Origin of the sequence: Bradyrhizobium yuanmingense, assembly GCF_025200905.1 — a bacterium.
Taxonomy (GTDB): Bacteria; Pseudomonadota; Alphaproteobacteria; order Rhizobiales; family Xanthobacteraceae; genus Bradyrhizobium; species Bradyrhizobium yuanmingense.
The window spans coordinates 5267470-5286539 of the sequence record NZ_CP104173.1; the positions used below are offsets into that span (position 1 = coordinate 5267470).

Annotated in this window: 15 protein-coding genes; 3 read left to right on the top strand and 12 right to left on the bottom strand. The window is 62.3% G+C overall.

Annotated elements, in window-relative coordinates:
• Positions 1 to 34: 34 nt before the first annotated feature.
• From N2605_RS24960 to N2605_RS25000, 9 genes are all read right to left on the bottom strand, one after another.
• Positions 35 to 1357, bottom strand: coding sequence for an NAD(P)/FAD-dependent oxidoreductase (locus N2605_RS24960; protein WP_260343397.1), 1323 nt, complete (start codon positions 1355 to 1357; stop codon positions 35 to 37).
• Between the two features lie 183 nt (positions 1358 to 1540).
• Positions 1541 to 3004, bottom strand: a complete 1464-nt coding sequence (locus tag N2605_RS24965) for an aldehyde dehydrogenase family protein (RefSeq protein ID WP_225114736.1) — start codon at positions 3002 to 3004, stop codon at positions 1541 to 1543.
• 22 nt (positions 3005 to 3026) lie between these two features.
• Complete coding sequence (locus N2605_RS24970) at positions 3027 to 4196, bottom strand: alanine racemase (protein WP_225114744.1); 1170 nt, start codon at positions 4194 to 4196, stop codon at positions 3027 to 3029.
• A 26-nt stretch (positions 4197 to 4222) separates the two neighbouring features.
• Positions 4223 to 5089: a GNAT family N-acetyltransferase gene (locus N2605_RS24975; RefSeq protein ID WP_225148550.1), complete on the bottom strand. Its 867-nt coding sequence runs from the start codon at positions 5087 to 5089 to the stop codon at positions 4223 to 4225.
• Positions 5090 to 5266: 177 nt separating this feature from the next.
• Complete coding sequence (locus N2605_RS24980) at positions 5267 to 6577, bottom strand: NAD(P)/FAD-dependent oxidoreductase (RefSeq protein WP_225148551.1); 1311 nt, start codon at positions 6575 to 6577, stop codon at positions 5267 to 5269.
• A gap of 53 nt (positions 6578 to 6630) precedes the next feature.
• The gene (locus N2605_RS24985; RefSeq protein ID WP_036025129.1) at positions 6631 to 7509 is read right to left on the bottom strand and encodes an ABC transporter permease; all 879 of its coding nucleotides are present in this window, start codon (positions 7507 to 7509) and stop codon (positions 6631 to 6633) included.
• Between the two features lie 37 nt (positions 7510 to 7546).
• Positions 7547 to 8497: an ABC transporter permease gene (locus tag N2605_RS24990; protein ID WP_036025127.1), complete on the bottom strand. Its 951-nt coding sequence runs from the start codon at positions 8495 to 8497 to the stop codon at positions 7547 to 7549.
• Between the two features lie 59 nt (positions 8498 to 8556).
• The gene (locus N2605_RS24995) at positions 8557 to 10224 is read right to left on the bottom strand and encodes a peptide ABC transporter substrate-binding protein (protein ID WP_036025125.1); all 1668 of its coding nucleotides are present in this window, start codon (positions 10222 to 10224) and stop codon (positions 8557 to 8559) included.
• A gap of 11 nt (positions 10225 to 10235) precedes the next feature.
• Complete coding sequence (locus tag N2605_RS25000; RefSeq protein WP_260347482.1) at positions 10236 to 11912, bottom strand: ABC transporter ATP-binding protein; 1677 nt, start codon at positions 11910 to 11912, stop codon at positions 10236 to 10238.
• A 658-nt stretch (positions 11913 to 12570) separates the two neighbouring features.
• Between N2605_RS25000 and N2605_RS25005 the strand changes: the two genes are divergently transcribed.
• Together N2605_RS25005 and N2605_RS25010 are read left to right on the top strand one after the other, a co-directional pair.
• Complete coding sequence (locus tag N2605_RS25005; protein WP_260343398.1) at positions 12571 to 13896, top strand: NAD(P)/FAD-dependent oxidoreductase; 1326 nt, start codon at positions 12571 to 12573, stop codon at positions 13894 to 13896.
• Positions 13897 to 14009: 113 nt separating this feature from the next.
• The gene (locus tag N2605_RS25010) at positions 14010 to 14486 is read left to right on the top strand and encodes an Lrp/AsnC family transcriptional regulator (protein WP_027544593.1); all 477 of its coding nucleotides are present in this window, start codon (positions 14010 to 14012) and stop codon (positions 14484 to 14486) included.
• Positions 14487 to 14502: 16 nt separating this feature from the next.
• On the opposite strand, the gene N2605_RS25015 is transcribed toward N2605_RS25010, so the two are convergent.
• Entirely contained in the window at positions 14503 to 15879 is a 1377-nt protein-coding gene (locus N2605_RS25015) for an aspartate aminotransferase family protein (protein WP_260343399.1), read from the bottom strand.
• Between the two features lie 343 nt (positions 15880 to 16222).
• Here N2605_RS25015 and N2605_RS25020 point away from each other — a divergent pair, with 343 nt between their 5' ends.
• Positions 16223 to 16912 (top strand): haloacid dehalogenase type II, encoded by a 690-nt coding sequence (locus N2605_RS25020; protein ID WP_036025117.1) that lies wholly within the window; start codon positions 16223 to 16225, stop codon positions 16910 to 16912.
• Positions 16913 to 17041: 129 nt separating this feature from the next.
• Here the strand turns inward: N2605_RS25020 and N2605_RS25025 are convergent, their stop codons facing one another.
• Complete coding sequence (locus N2605_RS25025; protein WP_260343400.1) at positions 17042 to 18499, bottom strand: NAD-dependent succinate-semialdehyde dehydrogenase; 1458 nt, start codon at positions 18497 to 18499, stop codon at positions 17042 to 17044.
• 206 nt (positions 18500 to 18705) lie between these two features.
• Complete coding sequence (locus N2605_RS25030; RefSeq protein ID WP_109142887.1) at positions 18706 to 19062, bottom strand: cupin domain-containing protein; 357 nt, start codon at positions 19060 to 19062, stop codon at positions 18706 to 18708.
• Positions 19063 to 19070: the final 8 nt, after the last annotated feature.

Genomic DNA, 19070 nt, shown 5'->3' on the forward strand with positions numbered 1-19070 from the left:
TGGGGACTGCAGGGCCTGATTTCCGGCTCGATCTTCAGATGGCGGCTATGTCCAGCCTCGAGCCGTCGGTCAGACGCGACAGCCGGAACGGTGCGGGATCGACGCAAGGCGTGTCGTTGACGACCAGCTCTGCGGCCAGATAGCCGAGCCCCGGGCCCAAACCGAAGCCGTGACCCGAGCAGCCGGCCGCGAGGACGAGGCCCTTCACCCCGTCCACCTGCGACACCACGGGCACCGCGTCCGGCGTGCAATCGACGAAGCCGCCCCAGGCGCTATCGATCTGTATTTCGCCGAGTTGGGGGAAGGTTTTCCGGACACTCGCCACCACTTGGCTCACCAGCCATTTCAAGGGCGGAGGATCCAGCACGCGATTCTGCTCGAATATCCGATCGTCGTTGGCCAGCAGCGCCGCCATTGAATCCGGCCCCGAAACGAACGATTGGCCGACGCCGAGCCTGACGTTCTTCAGGCGACGCAAGAACTGCGGCATGAACTCCCGGCTGTATCGGATCGCCTGGGGCGTGATTTCGAGGTTCGCCTTGCCGCTGATCGCAAGCGTATAGCTGCCATCCAGTCGGCGCGTGATCGTGCAGTACGGTGTGGAGACCGCCTCGCCGATGTTGATTGTCGGGGTAGAACGCAGCGCGGTCTGCCGGATGCTCGCCTGGGGGAAACTGATCCCGAGCGGCCGAAGGAAGCGCGAGGACCAGGCGCCGGCGGCGCACAGCACCGCGCTGGTTCTGATGTAGCCCTTCTCCGTGTGCACGCCCGCGATCTTGCCATTGGCCAGGTCGAGCTTCCGCGCAGCGCATCCCTGGTGGATCGTGGCGCCCAGAGTTCTGGCCGCTTCGGCGATAGCCGGCGCGGCGAGCGCAGGTTCGGCCTTGCCATCCCGCTCCGAATAGGTGCCGCCGACCCATTTGTCGCGCGCTTCGGGGACGCGCTCGGCCACCTCCGCCCGACTCAGCACGCGGGTGTCGACGTCGTACTCCCTGGCGACCTCGCGCCACTTTTCCCAACCCGCGAGCACAGCCTCGTCATGGGTCGCATAGACGAGACCGCAGCGACGAAATCCAAGGTCCCGATTGACATCGCGCGTGAGTTCGTCCCACAGCCGCATGGAGAGCACCGAGAGCGGCAGTTCGCGCCGGTCGCGGTTCTGCTGGCGGCACCAACCCCAGTTTCGGCTCGATTGTTCACAGGCGACGTGGCCCTTCTCGAGCAGCGCCACGGAGAGGCCGCGCTTCGCCAGGTAATAGGCGGCCGTAGAGCCGAGGATGCCGCCGCCGACGATGACGACGTCGGCCTCGGCCGGAAGACGCTCATCGCTGTGAATGCGCTCGACGTGGGGCGACATGTTCCAACGAACCTCGGCTGCCAAGAATGCGGAAGCAAAGTTCCGATCAGCCCTTCATCGCATCGTGCGGTCGATAGAATGTGCTGAAATCATCAAGGACTTCGCAAGATGTTCGGGTTTTTAACCACTTGAGTGATACGAGCTGCTCTAGCGGGACCGAGTCCCAGTTCAGCGCAGAAGCATTCATCGGTAAAATCCGAGAACGGCCTTGGTCTCAAGATACTCCTCCATGCCCTCGATGCCGTATTCGCGACCGTTGCCGGAGCGCTTGTAGCCGCCAAAGGGAGCATTGGGGTCCCAGTCAGGATAGTTGAGATGGACTTGACCCGACTGGATCCGCCCCGCGACGGTTCGCACTGTCTCCATATCGGTGCCCTGCACGTGGGCGCCGAGCCCGTAGACGGTGTCATTGGCGATCGCGATCGCCTCGTCCACGGTGTCGTAGGGAATGATCGACAGCACCGGACCGAAGATTTCCTCCTGCGCGATCCTCATGTCGGGACGGACGTTCGAGAAGATGGTCGGCCGCGCATAGAAGCCAGTCCGAAGATCGCCGGGCCGACCTCGCCCGCCGATGACGAGCTTGGCGCCTTCTTCCAGGCCGACACCGATCATGGTCTGCACGCGCTCGAACTGCGGCCGGTTCGCAACCGGGCCATGGGTCGTGCTTTCCGCAAGGGGATCGCCGACCACCAGCTCTGAAGCGGCCTCTGCCGCCAAGGCCTCGACCTCTTTCATGTGTGAGCGAGGCACCAGCATGCGCGTCGGCGCGCTGCAGGATTGGCCGAGGTTGCGGAAGGCGGCCGCGACGCCCAGCGGAACGGCACGGCCAAAATCGGCATCAGGCAAGATGATATTCGGTGACTTGCCGCCGAGCTCCTGGGCAACGCGCTTGACGGTGGGTGCAGCCGCTTGCGCGACGAGAACGCCAGCCCGGGTCGAGCCGGTGATCGAGATCATGTCCACCTGCGGATGCGACGCGAGACGAGCGCCGACGATCGGGCCTGTTCCATTGACGAGGTTGAAGACGCCGGGCGGACAAGCGGCATCGTCCATCACCTCAGCGAAAAGCAAAGCACTCAGCGGCGACAATTCGCTCGGCTTCAACACCACCGTGCAACCAGCCGCGAGCGCCGGGCCGACCTTGGCTGTGATCTGGTAGAGAGGCCAGTTCCAGGGGGTAATGAGACCGCAGACCCCAATCGCCTCTCGCATGATCGCGGTGCTGCCGCGTGGGGTGACGAACGGATAGTTCGCAAGGTTGTCGCGTGCGACACGGATGTGCTCGGCGGCCAGCGGCACCTGGGCTCGGCGCGCATAGGTGATGGCAGCTCCCATCTCGAACGTGAGGACCTGCGCGAACAACTCCAGCCGCTGGAGAAGCAAACCATGAACCCGATCAAGCAGCGCCGCTCTTTCAGCAGGCGGTGTCGTGGACCAGCCGGCGAAGGCTCGTCTGGCAGCTGCTATGGCGCAGTCCACATCATCGTCGTCGCCAAGCGTAACCTCGGCGATCGACTGCTCCGTCGCCGGATTGACGACGGATGCTGCGGCCGCGACTGATCCGATCGGCTTCCGCCATTCTCCGTCGATGTAGAATTTTCCGAGCAAGCCGGCTTCCGTCAGGTGTCGAAGGGGCGAGGTCATTGGAAGCGATCCTTTCGACGGCCTACCAGCCGCGCATCCGGGGCCATCGCGCTTCGATCGCCTCGCTGTCCGCGGAAACGACGTTGTACAATTCGTGTTGCGACGCCGTCGCACAGGCGTGATTGGGCAGGATGCGGACCTTCGCGCCGATCGGAAGATCGGGCAAAGCGTGCGCCGACCCGGGTCTGACGGCGAGGATCCCGTGCTCCTGGCTCGCTTGGGAAACAATCAGGTCGGGAAAGACTTTGCCCGCCACGTCGCAGACCAGACCGTATCCCTGGTCGGCCGGCTGTGCCGCGGTGCCGCGGTCGCGCGACAGGGCCATCCAGCCCGCATCGACCAAAATCCAGCCCTTCTCGGGCTTCTTCCCGATCACAGTGGCGAGCACCGAGATTGCGATGTCGTCGGTCGTACAGACACCGACGCCGTGCATGACCAGATCGAAGAACATGTAGACGCCGGCCCGCATTTCCGTGACGCCGGTCAGGTCGTCGGCGAAATGCGCGGTCGGCGTCGAACCGACACTGACGACACGACATTCATGGCCGGCCGCGCGCAATGTCATCGCGGCGGCGACGGCCACGGCGCGCTCGCTCTCCGCAGCCGCGACAAGGGCCGCAGGCGTACTGAGGCCGTAGGATTCGCCGGCATGGGTGAGAACGCCGGCGATCTTGACGCCGGCCTCGGCCATGGCGGCCGCAACGACCACGAGTTTCGGATCGGTCGCGGTCAGCCCACCGCGATGACCGTCGCAGTCGATCTCGACAAGGGCGGACGGTGTCACACCGGCTGCGCGCCCGGCCGCGCCAAGCATGGCAGCCTGCTCAGGCGAGTCCAACAGCACCTTGATGTCGATGCCTGCTTTCTGCAAGCGCATCGCTCTGTCGGAGGTGTGCGGCGCCAGACCTACCGCATAGGTCATGTCCCGGAAACCGTGCTGTGCGAAATACTCCGCCTCCGCCAGGGTGGAGACAGTAATTGGCCCGGGCACGGACCGATAGACGCGCCGGGCGACGTCAATGGATTTTCCGGTTTTCATGTGGGGCCGCAGCACCACACCGCGCGCGGCCATGCGCGAGGATAGACGGGCAAGATTGCGATCCAGCCGGTCCCTGTCGAGCAGGAGGGCGGGAGTTGCCAATGCGGCCAGCGTCGCGGCGACCTTGCCACTCTGGATATCTGTCCCGCGCATCGCCTGGCCTAGCACTTCGATGTCTCCTAGCCGAACGACTGGTTGGCAATTGCGAAGCTGCGCGCCGGACCGGTCGATTGCGCCGGCATCCCCAGGGTCATGGTGGTGGCGTCGCTGACATGCTGCAGGCCAATGCTTTCGAGCCACGGCCCGAGTTGCGATGCCGCAGACGTATCGATGCGGACGAAGCGCCCACCAAGGCGTGCGAGCGCTGCCTCGATCAGCGCACGTGCATCGGTCGGGCTTTCGGCCGCAACAGGGCCAATGACATGCCCGCGACCGAAAAGCCGGGAGATGGCGTAACCGCGGGCTATGCCGTCACGGTGCAGGACATAGCCATCGGCGTTTTGGACGAGCCGATCCAGCATCCGTTGCCTTTCCCAACCGGTGGCCTCGCGATCGAGCCGCACGACTGCATCGAAATCCGATGCAGCCATTGCCCTGACGAGGTCCGAGCGCGGCGACCTGCCGGTTTCGCTTGGAATTCCCTGATGCTGGTGGATGACCCCGATCGGCACGAAGCCCCGGCGTCGGTAAAGGGCGATGCCTTCGGCTGTCGAATTCAGCGCGACCGTTCGTGGGCGCGCGGACGTCAGCAACGCGTCCATGAGTCGCGCCCCGTAGCCGCGGCCCTGAACAGCCTTCGCGACGATGATCATCCCGGCGGAAGCATGCGTGTCGCCATATGGCCACCACGCCGCCGTTCCGATCACCGCTCCGGCGCGCTCTAGGACGAAGCCACGGCCCAACTGCAGCGCGACATCCCAATCCTCGATCCGGTAGGGCCAGGACATCTCTTGCGAGAGTCTTAGCGCGCCCTCCCGATGCGATCTGGCGAATGGAAGCAGGACCACATCTTCATGGACGCGATCTTCGGCCGCTGCGGTCGTCATGATGGGGCAAGTCTCTTTCGGTTTGCCGGCCAGATCGCCAGTGCCAAGACGAGGGCTATCCGGGTGATCCTCGCATGGTCCGCAGCCTATCTTGCGCCTCACAGCATTACGTATCGGACTGGAGCCAAGTTCGGCACAGCATTTCAATGATGATGCGATTGAACGACCGATCTGCTGTCAGCGGCTGGCGCGCCACAGAGCGATGCGGTCCCGCATGCGATAGCCCTGAATGAACGCGGGCATGAACCAGGGATTGCCGCGATAGAACGGGATGAAGGCGGGAGGGCGGAAGTCAAAGGCAGTGCACGCCTGCGCGTCATGTCCCATCAGCTTGTGCGCCGCATGCATGCCGACCCATGGCGCCCAGACCACGCCTGAACCGCAGAAGCCGGTGGCATAGACGATGCCGTCCTGCTCGAAGATGCGAGGAATCATGTCGCGGTTCATGGCGACGTTGCCGAACCAGCTGTGCGAGAGGCGAACGCTCTCCAGTTCCGGAAACAGATTGACCAAGCCCTTGCGCAGAAGCAGCTTCGGAGCGATTGGATCGCCGACGCGAGAGCTGTCGCGGCCACCGAGCAGAATGCGTCTGCCGTCGGGCGAAGGCCGGTAATAGAAGCCGACCTCCCGATTCTCGGTGATCATCATCCCTTTCGGCATCAGCCGCGCCATGACGTCGGGCGCGAGCTCCTCCGTTGCAATGATCCGGCTGCGCACCGGGACCAGCCTGCGGCGCAGGAAGGGCACGGCACCATCGGTGTAACCGTTGGTACAAACCAGCACCTGACGCGCCTGCACCGGACCGGCCGAGGTGACAACGCGGAAGACGGCGCCATCTTTTTCGATCGAGATCACGGGCGTGCGCGCGTGGACTGCCAATCCGGACGTGAGCGCGACGCGCAGCAGTTCGGCGTGGAATTTGGCCGGATGCAGCCCGCCGATGTCCATCCGAACCGTGCCGCCGCGATAGACATCGGTCCCGATGTACTGACGCTGCTTGGCATAGGGAACTGCGTAAGCCTCGATCCCGAGCTTCCTTGCGAGCCTCTCCGCGGTGCGCGCCATGGCTTCGTATTGCTCATAACCGAAGGCACCCTTGAACTGCCCCACCGGCTGGAAGTCGCAGGCGAGGCCCTCCGTCCTGATGAAATCGTACAGGAACGCGCGCGCCGCATAGCCTTCCGCCTCGATCGCCAGCGCCTTCTCTTCTCCGAACCGGCGCGTGAGCGTCGCGTAATCGGGTCGAATGGAACCGCTCGTGATACCGCCGTTGCGCGTCGAGGCTCCTTCACCGGGGTCCATGGCATCATAAGCCGCAACCGAACGGCCCTCGCGTGCCAGCACCAGACCGGCCGAGAGCCCTGCATAGCCCGCGCCCACGATCAAGACGTCGAGCCTCTTGGCTATCGGCTGCTGAGGCGGCGGCTTGAGCGGCGCGGCTTCCCACCAATAGGGCGTGGCTTTCTCGGCAATTCTCGGCGCGTGCATGGCTTCGCTTCTGGGATGGTTGATGGGTTCAGCCGCGGCTCGGTTGAACTCGTTCAGATGTGGTCGTTTCGAACGTCGAGGGCATCTCGCAGACCGTCGCCGATGAAGTTGAAGCTCGTCACCGCAATCGTAATCGCGGCACCGGGAATGATCGCGAGCCATGGAGCGCTCGCCAGATATTGCTGGGCGCCATTGAGCATGTTGCCCCAGCTCGGCAGCGGCGGCTGGATGCCGTAGCCGAGAAAGCTGATATAGGCTTCCAGAAGGATCGCACGGGCGACGGCGAGGCTTGCGGCGACGATGATTGGACCCATGGCATTGGGCAGGACCTCGCGGAACATGATATGCCTGCGGCTCAGTCCCACCATGCGCGCAGCCTGGACAAACTCGCGCTCGCGCAGCGAGCGGACCTCGGCCTCGACGATTCTGGCGGTCTCCATCCAGCTCGTGACGGCAATGATCACGGTGATCATCACCGGGCTCGGCCGCAGCATGGCGGCCAGCGCCAAGACGAGGAAGATCGAGGGATAGGAAAGGAAGCCGTCCACCACGCGCATCAGCGCTGCCCCGACCCAACCGCCGCGATAACCCGCCGTCACACCGACCAGGGTGCCGATCAGCGTCGACAGCAGCATCGCGGAGAATCCCACCAGCAGCGACACACGCCCGGCCTCCAATAGCCGTGCAGCCAAGTCACGTCCGAGGGGATCGGTGCCGAAATAGTGGTGCCCGCTGAGAGGCGGCGCAAAGCGGGCACGCAGATCGATCTGGAGGGAGTCGTAGGGCAAGGCATAGGGGCCGATAGCGCACGCCAGCACAAGCAGGGTGATCATCGCGATGCCGACAAGCGCCAGATGATGGCGCATGAAGCGCGCCACCGCACGGCTGTGCCACCACCGAGTAGGAGCTGCGTGCACGACAATGGTGGTCATATCTGCTGCCTCCTGGTAACAGGGCGAGCCGGCGGGCTCAGCCCAGACGAATGCGCGGGTCGACGGTAGCGATGACGATGTCTGCGATCAGGTTGCCCAACACGACCAGGATGGCCGAGAATATCAACAGTCCCATCACCATCGGATAGTCACTGTAGCCGAGGCTGTCGAGAAACAGCCGCCCCATTCCCGGCCAGGTGAAGACAGTCTCGGTCACGAGTGCGCCGGTCAGAACGCTGGGCAATTGCATCCCGGCCAGGGTGATCATCGGCAACAGCGCATTGCCGACGACGTGCTTGAGCAGGATGCGTCGTTCGCTCACGCCCTTGGCGCGGGCGGTCTTAACGAAATCCTGACTTAGCGCATCGAGCGTCGCCGTGCGCATGTAGCGGCTCCAGATCGCGACATGAACCAGCGACAGCACCAGGCTCGGAAGGATCAGATGGTGCAGATAATCCAGCACCGAGCCGTCGCCGATCGTGTACATGTTCCCCGCAGGTACCCAACCGAGCTTCAGCGTAAAGATGTAGATGCCGATGAGGCCGAACCAGAAGGTCGGGACCGACAGTGCCACCATGGCACCCACCGTCGCGCAATAGTCGAACAGGGAATAGCGGTGGGTAGCACCGCGAATGCCGATCCAGGTGCCGGCCGCGATGGCCAATACGGTGGACGTGCCCATCAGCAGCAGCGTCGCCAACAGATGTCGGCCAATCACCGACAGCACCGCCGAGCCATCGCGGAAGGAGTGTCCCCAGTCGCCCCGGATCAGCCGCGAGGCCCAGTCGAGATACTGAAGCCACAGGGGCCGGTTCAGCCCAAGCTGGGCTGCGAGGCGCTCGACGTCCTTCTGGGTCATGCCGGGATCGAGCCCGAATTGCGCGAGAGGGCCGCCAGGCATGAGGTTGAGAACCGTGAAGCCGATGATCGAGACGATCACCAGCAGCACGATGCTCTGCGAGAGACGGTTGAGCAGGAAGCCGGACATGCGAGCCCTCCATTAGCGTGACAGGACCACCGGCCGCTCCTTGCAGGGCGGCCAGGACATCAGCTCGCCCAGTACCAGGCCAGCGCATTCCAGGATTCCGTGCGCGTATTGCCGTTCGGCACGAAGCCGTTGATGCCCTTCTTGAGTCCTTCGACCGCATTGCTCTGGTACAACGGAAGGAACGGCAGGTCGCGACGAACAAGTTCCTGGACGCGAGAGTAGATCGCGCGCCGGGCTTCAGGATCGAAGGTCCGCGCGCCCTTGTCGAGCAGAGCGTCGACCTCCGGATTCGCATACTGCGCATTGTTCGAGCCGCGACCACCCTTGGCTCCGATCGAACGCGAGTGAAGGCGATTGGTGACGTCCGGATCGGCACCGATCAGGTACGAGCTGCCGACGATCACGGAATCGAATTGCGATTGCATCCAGAACTCGCCCCACATCACGGCGGCGGGCAGGTTCGATATCTTCATCTCCACGCCCAGCTGAGCAAACGTCTGCTGCAGGAATTGCTGCACCTGCTCGCGGAGCGGATCTCCGGAGGTGGTCGAATTGGTGAACGACAGGCGAACACCGTTCTTGGTCCGAATGCCGCCTGCTCCCGGAGCCCAGCCCGCCTCGTCGAGAATCTTGCGCGCGCGATTCAGATTGAACTGGTGCAGCGGCAGGCCGGCATTGAAGTAGAAGGACTGCCGCGGCATGAACGTCTCCGTCGGCGTCGGCACGCCGTAGTAGAGTCCCTGGATGATCGCCTCCTTGTCGATCGCCGCATAAAGCGCCTCGCGGACCGCATGCTCCTTGAACTGCGGGCGCTCGAGGTTCAGGTAGAAGGACTCGAACGAGGCCCTTGGGACCAGCGTCACCACGCGGTTCGGCAGCTTCTTGGCTTCACCATAATGATCGGGAGTGATGTAGGGCTGACCGACGAGATCGATGTCGCCGCTCTTGAACTGGGTGTAGAGGACGGTGAGATCGGGAATGTACTTGAAGACCAGCCGCTCGATATGAGGGCCTTCACCGAAGTATTCGGTGTTGGCCACGAGTTCGAGATGGTCACCGGCGACCCGCTTGCCCCACTTGAACGCGCCGGTGCCGACCGGCGCCTGGTTGAAGGCGGCATTGTTCGGATTGGCCTCTTTTTCCAGGATGTGCTTGGGCACGATGAAGGTTTCGGTCAGGAACGACAAATACGGCGCAAAGGCCTCTTCCATTCGCCACGAGATCTCCGTGGGTGAGACCACCGTGATGTCCCGCACGAGAGAATGGCCGGACGTGCGCCAACTCCGGAAGTTGGGGTTCGTGATCAGCTCGAGCGTGAACTTCACGTCCTCGGCGCTGAAAGGCTTGCCGTCGTGCCAACGGACATCGTCACGCAAACGAATGCGCCATTTGAGACCGTCTTCCGAAATGCCGCCGTTCTTCTGGCTTGGCACTTCCAATGCAAGGTTGGGCTGAATGACGCCTTGAGGATCGATGCGGAAGAGTGCGTCGAAGACCGAGAAATGCACACCATCGTCGACTTCAATGTGGGCCATCAGCGGATTGAAGACGGTCGGCTCCTGCCCAAGTCCGACGATCACGCGGCCGGTTGGCTTTGCCGGAGAGGTGCGCGCGAGGGCCGGCTTGCCCAAGAGATTGGGCGCGAAGATGCCGGCGGCTCCGCCAATTGCCACCATGCGCAGGGCATCGCGCCGCGAGTAGTTCGATGTCGCAGAACGCTCGGTCATAACGTCTCTCCTTAGCTGTTGTGTCCGACGTGGCTTTCATCTTGAGGCATGCTCCCGGGCTGCTCGCCGGGGATCGCTGCCACCAGTTCTCGCGTGTAGCTGGATTTCGGGTTGAGGAAGATCTGGGACGGCGGCCCCCGTTCAACGATCTGTCCTCGATGCATGACGGCAATTTCATCGCAGATCTGGCTTGCGACGCGCAGATCATGGGTGATGAAGATCATCGAGACGCCCGTCTCGCGTTGAATCTGATCCAGCAGCCTCAAGATCTGGGCCTGGATCGATACGTCGAGCGCAGAGACCGCTTCGTCCGCAATCAGGAGCTTCGGCTTGAACATCAGCGCCCGCGCGATACCGATGCGCTGGCGCTGCCCGCCGGAGAACTCGTGCGGATAGCGGTCGAAGGCTCCTGCATCGAGGCCGACATGGGACAGAAGGTCCCGCGCCCGCTCGGCAGCCTCGCTGTATGGCACCCCATGCGCAACGGGACCGACCGTGAGAATATGCCCGACCGTCGATCGCGGATTCAGCGAGGCAAAGGGATCCTGGAAGATCATCTGGATCCTGGGCCGCAGCGATCGAAACTCGGCCTCGGAAAGCCCGGCAATGTCACGCCCTTCGAACAGAATCGAGCCGCTGTCGCACTCCATGAGCTTGATCAGCAGCCGACCGAGCGACGACTTGCCCGAACCGCTCTCCCCAACGACGCCGAGCGTGCGGCCCGACGTGAGGTCGAAACTGACCCCATTGACCGCAGGCACGATGCGTTGCGTGCGCAAAAACGCGCTGCCGCTGCGATAGGTTTTTGCGAGGCATTCAACCTTGAGAATGGCAACTGGGTCACCAGCTTCCAAGGGCACACGGTTTTTGCCGGTCAGGTGCGGGACGGCTGCGATCAGTCGGCGCGTATAGAGGTGGCTTGGCGACTTCAGCACCTGCTCGGCACTGCCCTGCTCCACGCAACGGCCTTTCTCCATCACCACAACGTAATCGGCGATCTCAGCCACGACGCCGAAATCGTGGGTGATGAACATGACGCTCATCGCCTTGCGGCGCTGAATGTCGCGGATCAATTTGAGGATCTGCGCCTGGGTCGTCACGTCCAGGGCGGTGGTCGGCTCGTCTGCAATCAGGATCGCGGGCTCGAGAGCCAGAGCCATGGCGATCATCACGCGCTGCCGCTGTCCACCCGAAAGCCGGAATGGATATTGATGATACATAAGCTGCGGATCGGGCAGACCCACTTCAATCAACAGATCAATCGCCCTGCTGCGACGGGAGGCCGGCGTTCCGACGTCGTGCGCAGCCATCACCTCTTCGATCTGCGCGCCCACGGTCATCAGCGGGTTGAGCGCCGAGAGAGGGTCTTGAAAGATCATTGAAGCGATGCGGCCGCGCAGGCTGCGGAGCTTGTCGGGCGAGAGGCCCACCATGTTCTCCCCATCCAGGTGGATCGCACCCGAAGAGACCCGGATCGCTTTCGGTAGAAGCCCCATGATCGCATTCGCGGTGACCGACTTGCCCGATCCGGATTCCCCGATGATACAGAGAATCTGCCCGCGTTTCAGATCGAAGGAGATATTCTCGACGGCGTAGGCTCGCTCCATTCCTTCCGGCAGACTCACGGTCAGCTCGCGCACCGACAGCGCGACATCGACGGGGCTTGCCACCTGGATGCCAGAGGCCATGAAAGCATCCTCCTTTTTCAAGCCGGTGCCGTCATCTTGCTGCGGCCGGCGCCTTCGGCTCCTTGCGCCTCCACGCTCCTTGGACAGGTCGATAATTCGCCGCTCAACTTGCCATTCCTTCGTTGGAGGCTGCGACATGATTCAGGCCTCTTCGCGCAAGAAGCAAGAGCTGTTGCTTAGAGCGCAGCACCGACCTAATTGGCCAGCTCGATCGAAGCGAAGCTCAGTTGGCATCCACGTCATGGCTTGATCGCTTCCGCGAAGGCCTGCTCCTGGACAAGGCTCATGCAAGTTGCCTCTTTGGACTTCGACCATCGATCGGTTGGTTCTGCCGATCTTGACGATGTCGATCACCGCAGAGTCGCCGAAAGCCGGCATCGAAGCAGCAGGAACTTCTGAAAACGAAGTCCGATTTGGCATTTCAGTCTGCGCCGCGAGACCCGCCGTGGGGCCCAGCCAGGAGGGAGCGCAATGGATTGCGCGAGCGCGTGCGTCTGGCTGGCCGCCTGCAAGCTGCGATGCAAGCAAAGTATTTTCGCAATAATAGCCTGTGTCAAAGGCAGCAAACCGCAGGATATTCGGTCTCACGGCGAAAGTCCGTGAGGGCTGTGGCAATTCCTCGGTTACGCTACGGCAACCACCGGAGATCCCCAATCCGATGAGCGCGCCGCTCCTGCATATCGAATCCAATCCATCCCTACCTCGTGAGGCAGACGTCGTTGTGATCGGCGGCGGCGTCGTGGGCGTGTTCACAAGCTACTATCTCGCCCGCCGCGGCCTCAAGATTGCTTTGCTTGAAAAGGGCCGCGTCGCCGCCGAGCAGTCCAGCCGCAACTGGGGATGGTGCCGCCAACAGAACCGCGATGCGCGCGAGTTACCGCTTGCGACCAAGAGCCTGGATCTCTGGGAAAGGGTTGCCGGAGAGACCGGTGAAGATACGGGTTTTCGCCGCTGTGGGCTTTTGTATCTGTCGAACGACGACAATGAGCTGGCCGGCTGGGCAAAGTGGCGAGACTTTGCCAGGACCGTCGGGGTCACGACGCACATGCTGAGTGCGGAAGAAGCGAGCGAGAGAGGCAGGGCGACCGGTCGCAAGTGGAAGGGCGGCGTCTTCTCGCCGACAGACGGCACGGCAGATACTTCAAAGGCCGTGCCCGTCGCCGCGCGCGGCATCATGGCGGCGGGTGGCAGCGTGCACCAGCTTTGCGCGGCTCGTGGCATAGAGCTCACTGCCGGCCGCGTCAGCGGAGTGGTGACGGAAGCGGGCACGATCCGGACGAAGACGGCGGTCATGGCAGGAGGTGCATGGGCGTCCTCGTTCTGCAACCAGCTGGGAATTCGCTTCCCGCAGGCATCCGTTCGCCAGTCTATTCTCGCCGTGGCCCCTGGCGCCGCCGGCCTTCCTGATGCCCTTTACACCGGGCTCGTCTCGCTCACGCGGCGCGGCAATGGCGGATACACGCTCGCAATCAGCGGGCGCGCGCGAGTCGATCCGACGCCGCAGCAATTCAGGTTCGGCCGCGAATTCCTGCCCATGTTCGCCCGCCGCTGGCGAAGTCTCAGCCCTGGGGCTTTCGAGGGCCTGCGGCACGGCCATGAATCCCTGGCGAAATGGGGGCTCGATGAGGTGACCCCGATGGAGCTGAACCGGACGCTCGATCCTCGCCCTGACATGAGGCAGATTCGGGCGACACATCGACGAGCTTGCAAGCTCGTGCCGGAACTTGAGCGCGTCGAAATCTCAAACGTCTGGGCCGGCTACATCGACAGCACGCCGGACGGCATTCCAGCAATCGGTGAAGTTGAGTCCATTCCAGGGTTCATCCTTGCGGCGGGATTCAGCGGCCACGGTTTTGGAATTGGCCCAGGCGCGGGTCATATGATCGCCGACATCATCACGGGTGATCCGCCGATCGTCGACCCGCGCCCCTACAGGCCGGCGCGGCTGAAAAAGAGCGCCTGGGGCAAGGTCAGCGAGTTCTGAATTGCAGCTTCCGCCTCGGTGGGAAAAGACGCTGGTTGATGCTATGACAATGCATATGACGCTGAAGTCTCAAAGCCCTCACGCCGTTGTCGGCCCCATCTGATGGCACTGCTATGAAGCTCGATAAGATCGACATCAGGATTTTATGCGAACTGCAGAAGAACGGGCGGATCTCCAACGTCGAGCTCGCAGAGCTGATCAACCTTTCCCCGAGTCCGTGCCTGATGCGCGTCAAGAGGCTCCAGACGGAGGGCTTCATCACTGGCTACTCCGCCCAGATCGATGTTGCCAAGCTCGGACAAACTCTAACCGTCTTCGCTGAAATCACCCTGAAGAATCACCGGCAGATCGATTTCGCGCGCTTTCTCACGACCATTGAAAAGATCGATTCCGTCGTCGAATGCCACCTCGTTTCGGGCGGGTACGACTATCTCGTCAAGTTCATCACGGCGGGTATCAGCGAATACCAGGCCGTCATGGAACGGCTGGTCGAGATGGATATCGGCATCGACAAGTATTTCAGTTTTGTCGTGCTGAAGTCCCCGATCGTGAAATCCCATCTGCCGCTGGAAAGCATATTCAACGGTTGACAAACAGGCGCAGCGATTATCCTCTCATCGCTGCGCGCACGTCCCTATCTTCCAGCGTCTGGTCCAGCGTAGTCCTTGTCCGCTCGATGATGCCGTCGATGTCCGCATCCGTGCAGCAGAGCGGCGGCGCATAGCCGAGCACGCCCTGGGCAAAGGCGCGGATGACGAGACCGTTGTCCCATGCGCGGTCGAAAATACGGCGCGCTGGATCGGCTTCCGCCGGCAGCGGCGTCTTGCGCTCCTTGTCAGTGACGAGCTCAATCGCAGCCAGCATGCCGCGACCGCGGACATCGCCGACGAGCGGATGATCCGCCAGCGCGCGAAGGCCTTCCATGAGACGGCATCCCGCCTTCCGGCCGTTTTCCAGCAAGCCGTTTTCGTAAAGATCAAGGCACGCAAGCCCGACAGCTGCGCTGACGGGATGTGCCGAATAGGTGTAGCCGTGGCCGATGGCAGCCTTGCCGGCGCCATCAGCGATCGTGTTGTAGACGCGGTCGGACATCAGAACGGCCCCCATCGGCACATAGCCCGAGGTAAGCCCTTTTGCCGTTGTCATGAGATCCGGCACGACGTCGTCCTCTTCACAGGCGAACAACGGACCGACACGGCCAAAGCCGGTGATGACCTCATCGGCAACGAACAGAATGTCGTGCTCCTTGCAAACAGCGTGCATCGCTTTCATCCAGGACGGCGGCGGAACGAGGACGCCTCCGGACCCCTGTATCGGCTCGACATAGAAGGCCGCGACGCGTTCGGCGCCGAGCTCGGCGATCTTGGCGCGCAGAGCCGCGACCGACGCCGCAATGATCGCCTGGGGATGCGAACCGACGGGGTTCCGATAGGCGTAGTGCGAGGGAATTTTGTGCTGCCAGCTGTATGGCACTCCAAATCCCGCATGAAAAGCCGGCAGCGCGGTCAGGCCAGATCCTGCCGTCGACGATCCATGGTAACCAGATTCGACGGAAATGAACTGGTCCTTCTGCGGCCTACCCTTGGCATGATAATAGTAGCGGATGAACCGGATCGTGCTGTCGACGGCGTCGGAGCCGCCCAAGGTGAAATAGACATGGTTCAGATCGCCAGGCGCCAATTCAGCCAGTCTGGCGGCCAGCCGGATGGCCGGGTCGGAGCCCAATCCGAAATAACCCGTCGCATAGGGAAGTTCGCGCAACTGCTTGGTGGCCGCTTCGACGATGCTGTCCTGCCCATAGCCGGCATTGACACACCACAGGCCGGCGAAGCCGTCCAGCAATTGACGACCCGAGACATCGGTCAGCGTCGCGCCTTTCCCTGACTTCAGCACGCGGACGCCAGTCGCCTCGTGGCTGCGATAGGATGAGACCGGATGAATCAGATGCGCGCGATCGAGTTCAACCAGCGAGTTGCTCAACATGTTGTCCTCCAGATCAACCGCACGCTTGTGCGGCACTCCCAATGTCTTCGGAGCTCAACGTAAGACGCCCGGAACAGCAGTTGCTCCCAGGCATGACATGGACGGAAGGCGTTTTGACTTTGATTGACGATCGACGCGGCATCTTGTGCCGGCATCGGCCTGTGCCTGGCATTGGCGCTCAACTCGGAGGCGCCTTTTCACACAACTCTCTGCCACGGCGCCGATCCGATACGACACAATCTGCTCTCCGTCGCCGCGACAGCGGTGCTTTATCCGGTCCTCTGCTCGCTATGATCCCTGTCGTACCGGACCGCGGTGCGTGAGGACCGAAAAGGATCGAGCGATGGCAACGTTTAGACCGAAATACATCACCTTCGACTGTTACGGCACGCTGACCAATTTCGACATGGCCGGCGCGGCAAGGAGGGTCTACGGCTCTCAACTTTCTGCCACGACGATGGCAAGCTTCATCAAGGATTTCGCTGCCTATCGCCTGGACGAAGTTCTTGGCGCGTGGAAGCCGTACTTCGAGGTCGTGCACAATTCAGTAGAGCGCGCTTGCAAGCGCAACGGTATCGTATTTCGGCCGGAGGATGCCCAGCGCATCAATGAAGAGATCCACACGTGGGGTCCACATCCGGACGTCCCGGCGGGTCTGGCCAAGGTTGCCAGGGAGATTCCGCTGGTCATCTTGTCGAACTCCATGAAGAACCTCATCATGTCCAACGTGGACAAGCTCGGCGCTCCCTTCCACACGGTCATCACGGCCGAGGAGACTGGCGCCTACAAGCCGCACATGAAAGGCTTCGAATACATGTTCGACAAGCTGGGCTGCGGCCCGGAAGATATCACTCACGTCTCCTCCTCGTTCCGCTACGATCTGATGACCGCCTACGATCTGGGCATCAAGAGCAAGGTCTGGGTGAACCGCGGTCACGAGCCCGCGAACCCCTTCTATGAATACACCGAGGTGGCTGACATCGGAGGGCTTGCCGCAGCAGTCGGCCTGGAGCCCCTGCGCAAGAGCGCGTGAGCGCAGTTCCCTCAGGTTCTCTCGTTGCGCTTCAGTTCTTCAAAAGCTTCAATCGAGATCGGTGCGCCGTGAAGCAAAAAAGGGGGCGGTTCGACCGCCCCCCTTTTTTTGCTTCAGATATTGGGCCGCTCAGTCCAGGCCGCCGACGTGGAGCGCCTTGGTCTCGAGATATTCTTCTATCCCGAGTTGAGATCCCTCGCGTCCTAGGCCCGACTGTTTGACACCGCCGAAAGGCGCCACCTCGGTCGAGATCAGGCCGGTGTTCAAGCCGACCATGCCGAACTCGAGCGCCTCCGCAACACGCCAGGAGCGCTTGAGGTTTTCCGTGTAGAAATAGGCGGCAAGGCCAAAAGGCGTGCCGTTGGCGATCGCAATCGCCTCCTCCTCGGTCTCAAAGCGGAAAAGCGGTGCGACCGGCCCGAAGGTCTCTTCCGAAGCCAGGAGCATCTCAGTTGTTGCGCCGCCGAGCACGAGAGGGCGGGCATATTGCCGACCTTCCGGCACCGCCTCATTCTCCGAGATGATCTTTGCGCCCTTATCCAGGGCGTCCGTGACGTGTCGCTTGATCTTCTCGATCGCCGCGCTGTTGATCATCGGCCCGATTGCGACCCCCTCTTCCGTCCCGGCACCGACCTTCATTTTTTCAACCTGGCTGGCGAGCTTCTGGGCGAAGGCGTCGTAGATGCCAGCTTGCACCAGGATGCGATTGCAGCAGACGCACGTTTGCCCGCCATTGCGGAATTTTGACGCAATCGCCCCCTCGACCGCCCGGTCGACGTCGGCATCGTCAAAGACGATGAACGGCGCGTTGCCGCCGAGCTCGAGGCTGAGCCGCTTGATGTTGTCGGCGGCGCCCCTCATCAGCAAAGCGCCGACGCGTGTCGATCCGGTGAACGAGATCTTGCGGACGGTTTCATTGGCCATCAGCTCCGCGCCGATGTCCGCCGGCATGCCCGTCACGATGTTGATCACGCCCGCCGGGATTCCGGCCCGCTCAGCCAGGACAGCGATGGCGAGAGCTGAAAAAGGCGTAAACTCAGACGGCTTGATGACCACTGTGCAGCCCGCAGCAAGCGCTGGTGCCACTTTGCGGGTTATCATCGCGTTGGGGAAATTCCAGGGCGTGATGATCCCGCAGACGCCGACCGGTTCTTTCAGCACCAGAATGCGGCGATCGACGCTGGGCGCCGGGATTGTCGATCCGTTGATGCGGCGGGCCTCTTCGGCAAACCATTTGACGAAGGATGCCCCATAACGGATCTCTCCGAGAGATTCAGCAAGCGGCTTGCCCTGTTCCAGCGTGAGCAGAAGAGCCAAATCCTGCTCATGGTGCCGCATGAGCTCATACCAGCGCTCCAGCAGCGCAGCACGCTCTGCATGAGCCCGGGTCTTCCAGTGCTTGAACGCGGCGGCCGCCGCGTCAATTGCTGCCCTGGTCTCGTCTCGGCCCATATCCGGGATGGTGCCAAGCACTTTCTGGCTGGCAGGATCAATGACATCAACGGTGGCTCTCGTGCTCGCGTCCCGCCAGTTGCTGCCGATCAGCGCGTGCTGGCGAAACAGATCCTTGTCCTTCAATGCAATCATGGGCTTGTTCCTTGGTTTCGGGCCCGACCTCACCATCACTGCCTGGATTTGCGCGTGGCGAGACGAAGCCATCTCATGCGAGCAGTACAGAACCGCGCGCCGCATTTTTCCTTGAGAATGAAGTGTCTGGCCGCGTTGAATCTGGTCAGGCGCGGTCTCGGAGGTCGAATATTCTGAGGGCCGCTAGTGCAGCCCTCAGCATCGTCTCAATCATAATGACAGACGTAGATCTTTCGCACGGTCTCGATCGTGCGCCAGACGCCAACGAAGCCGGGTTTCATCACAAAGCTGTCGCCGGCGCGGTACCTCCTGGTCTCACCACCCTTTTCCTCGATCTCGATGAGACCCGAGAGAATGTGACAGAACTCGAACGTGGAGCCCTTGATGGAATGAGTCTCGCCGGGTGTCGCTTCCCAGACACCGGTCAGCACCTTCTCGCCTTTCGAGGCGTCCTGTGCCCAGGTCTTGAACGATGGATTGCCGGAGATGAGCCGTTCCGGAGCAGGCAAGGCGTTCTTCGGTGCGAAGTCCGGATTGGTGTCAATGGTGACCAGAAGGGACATGGCTTTTT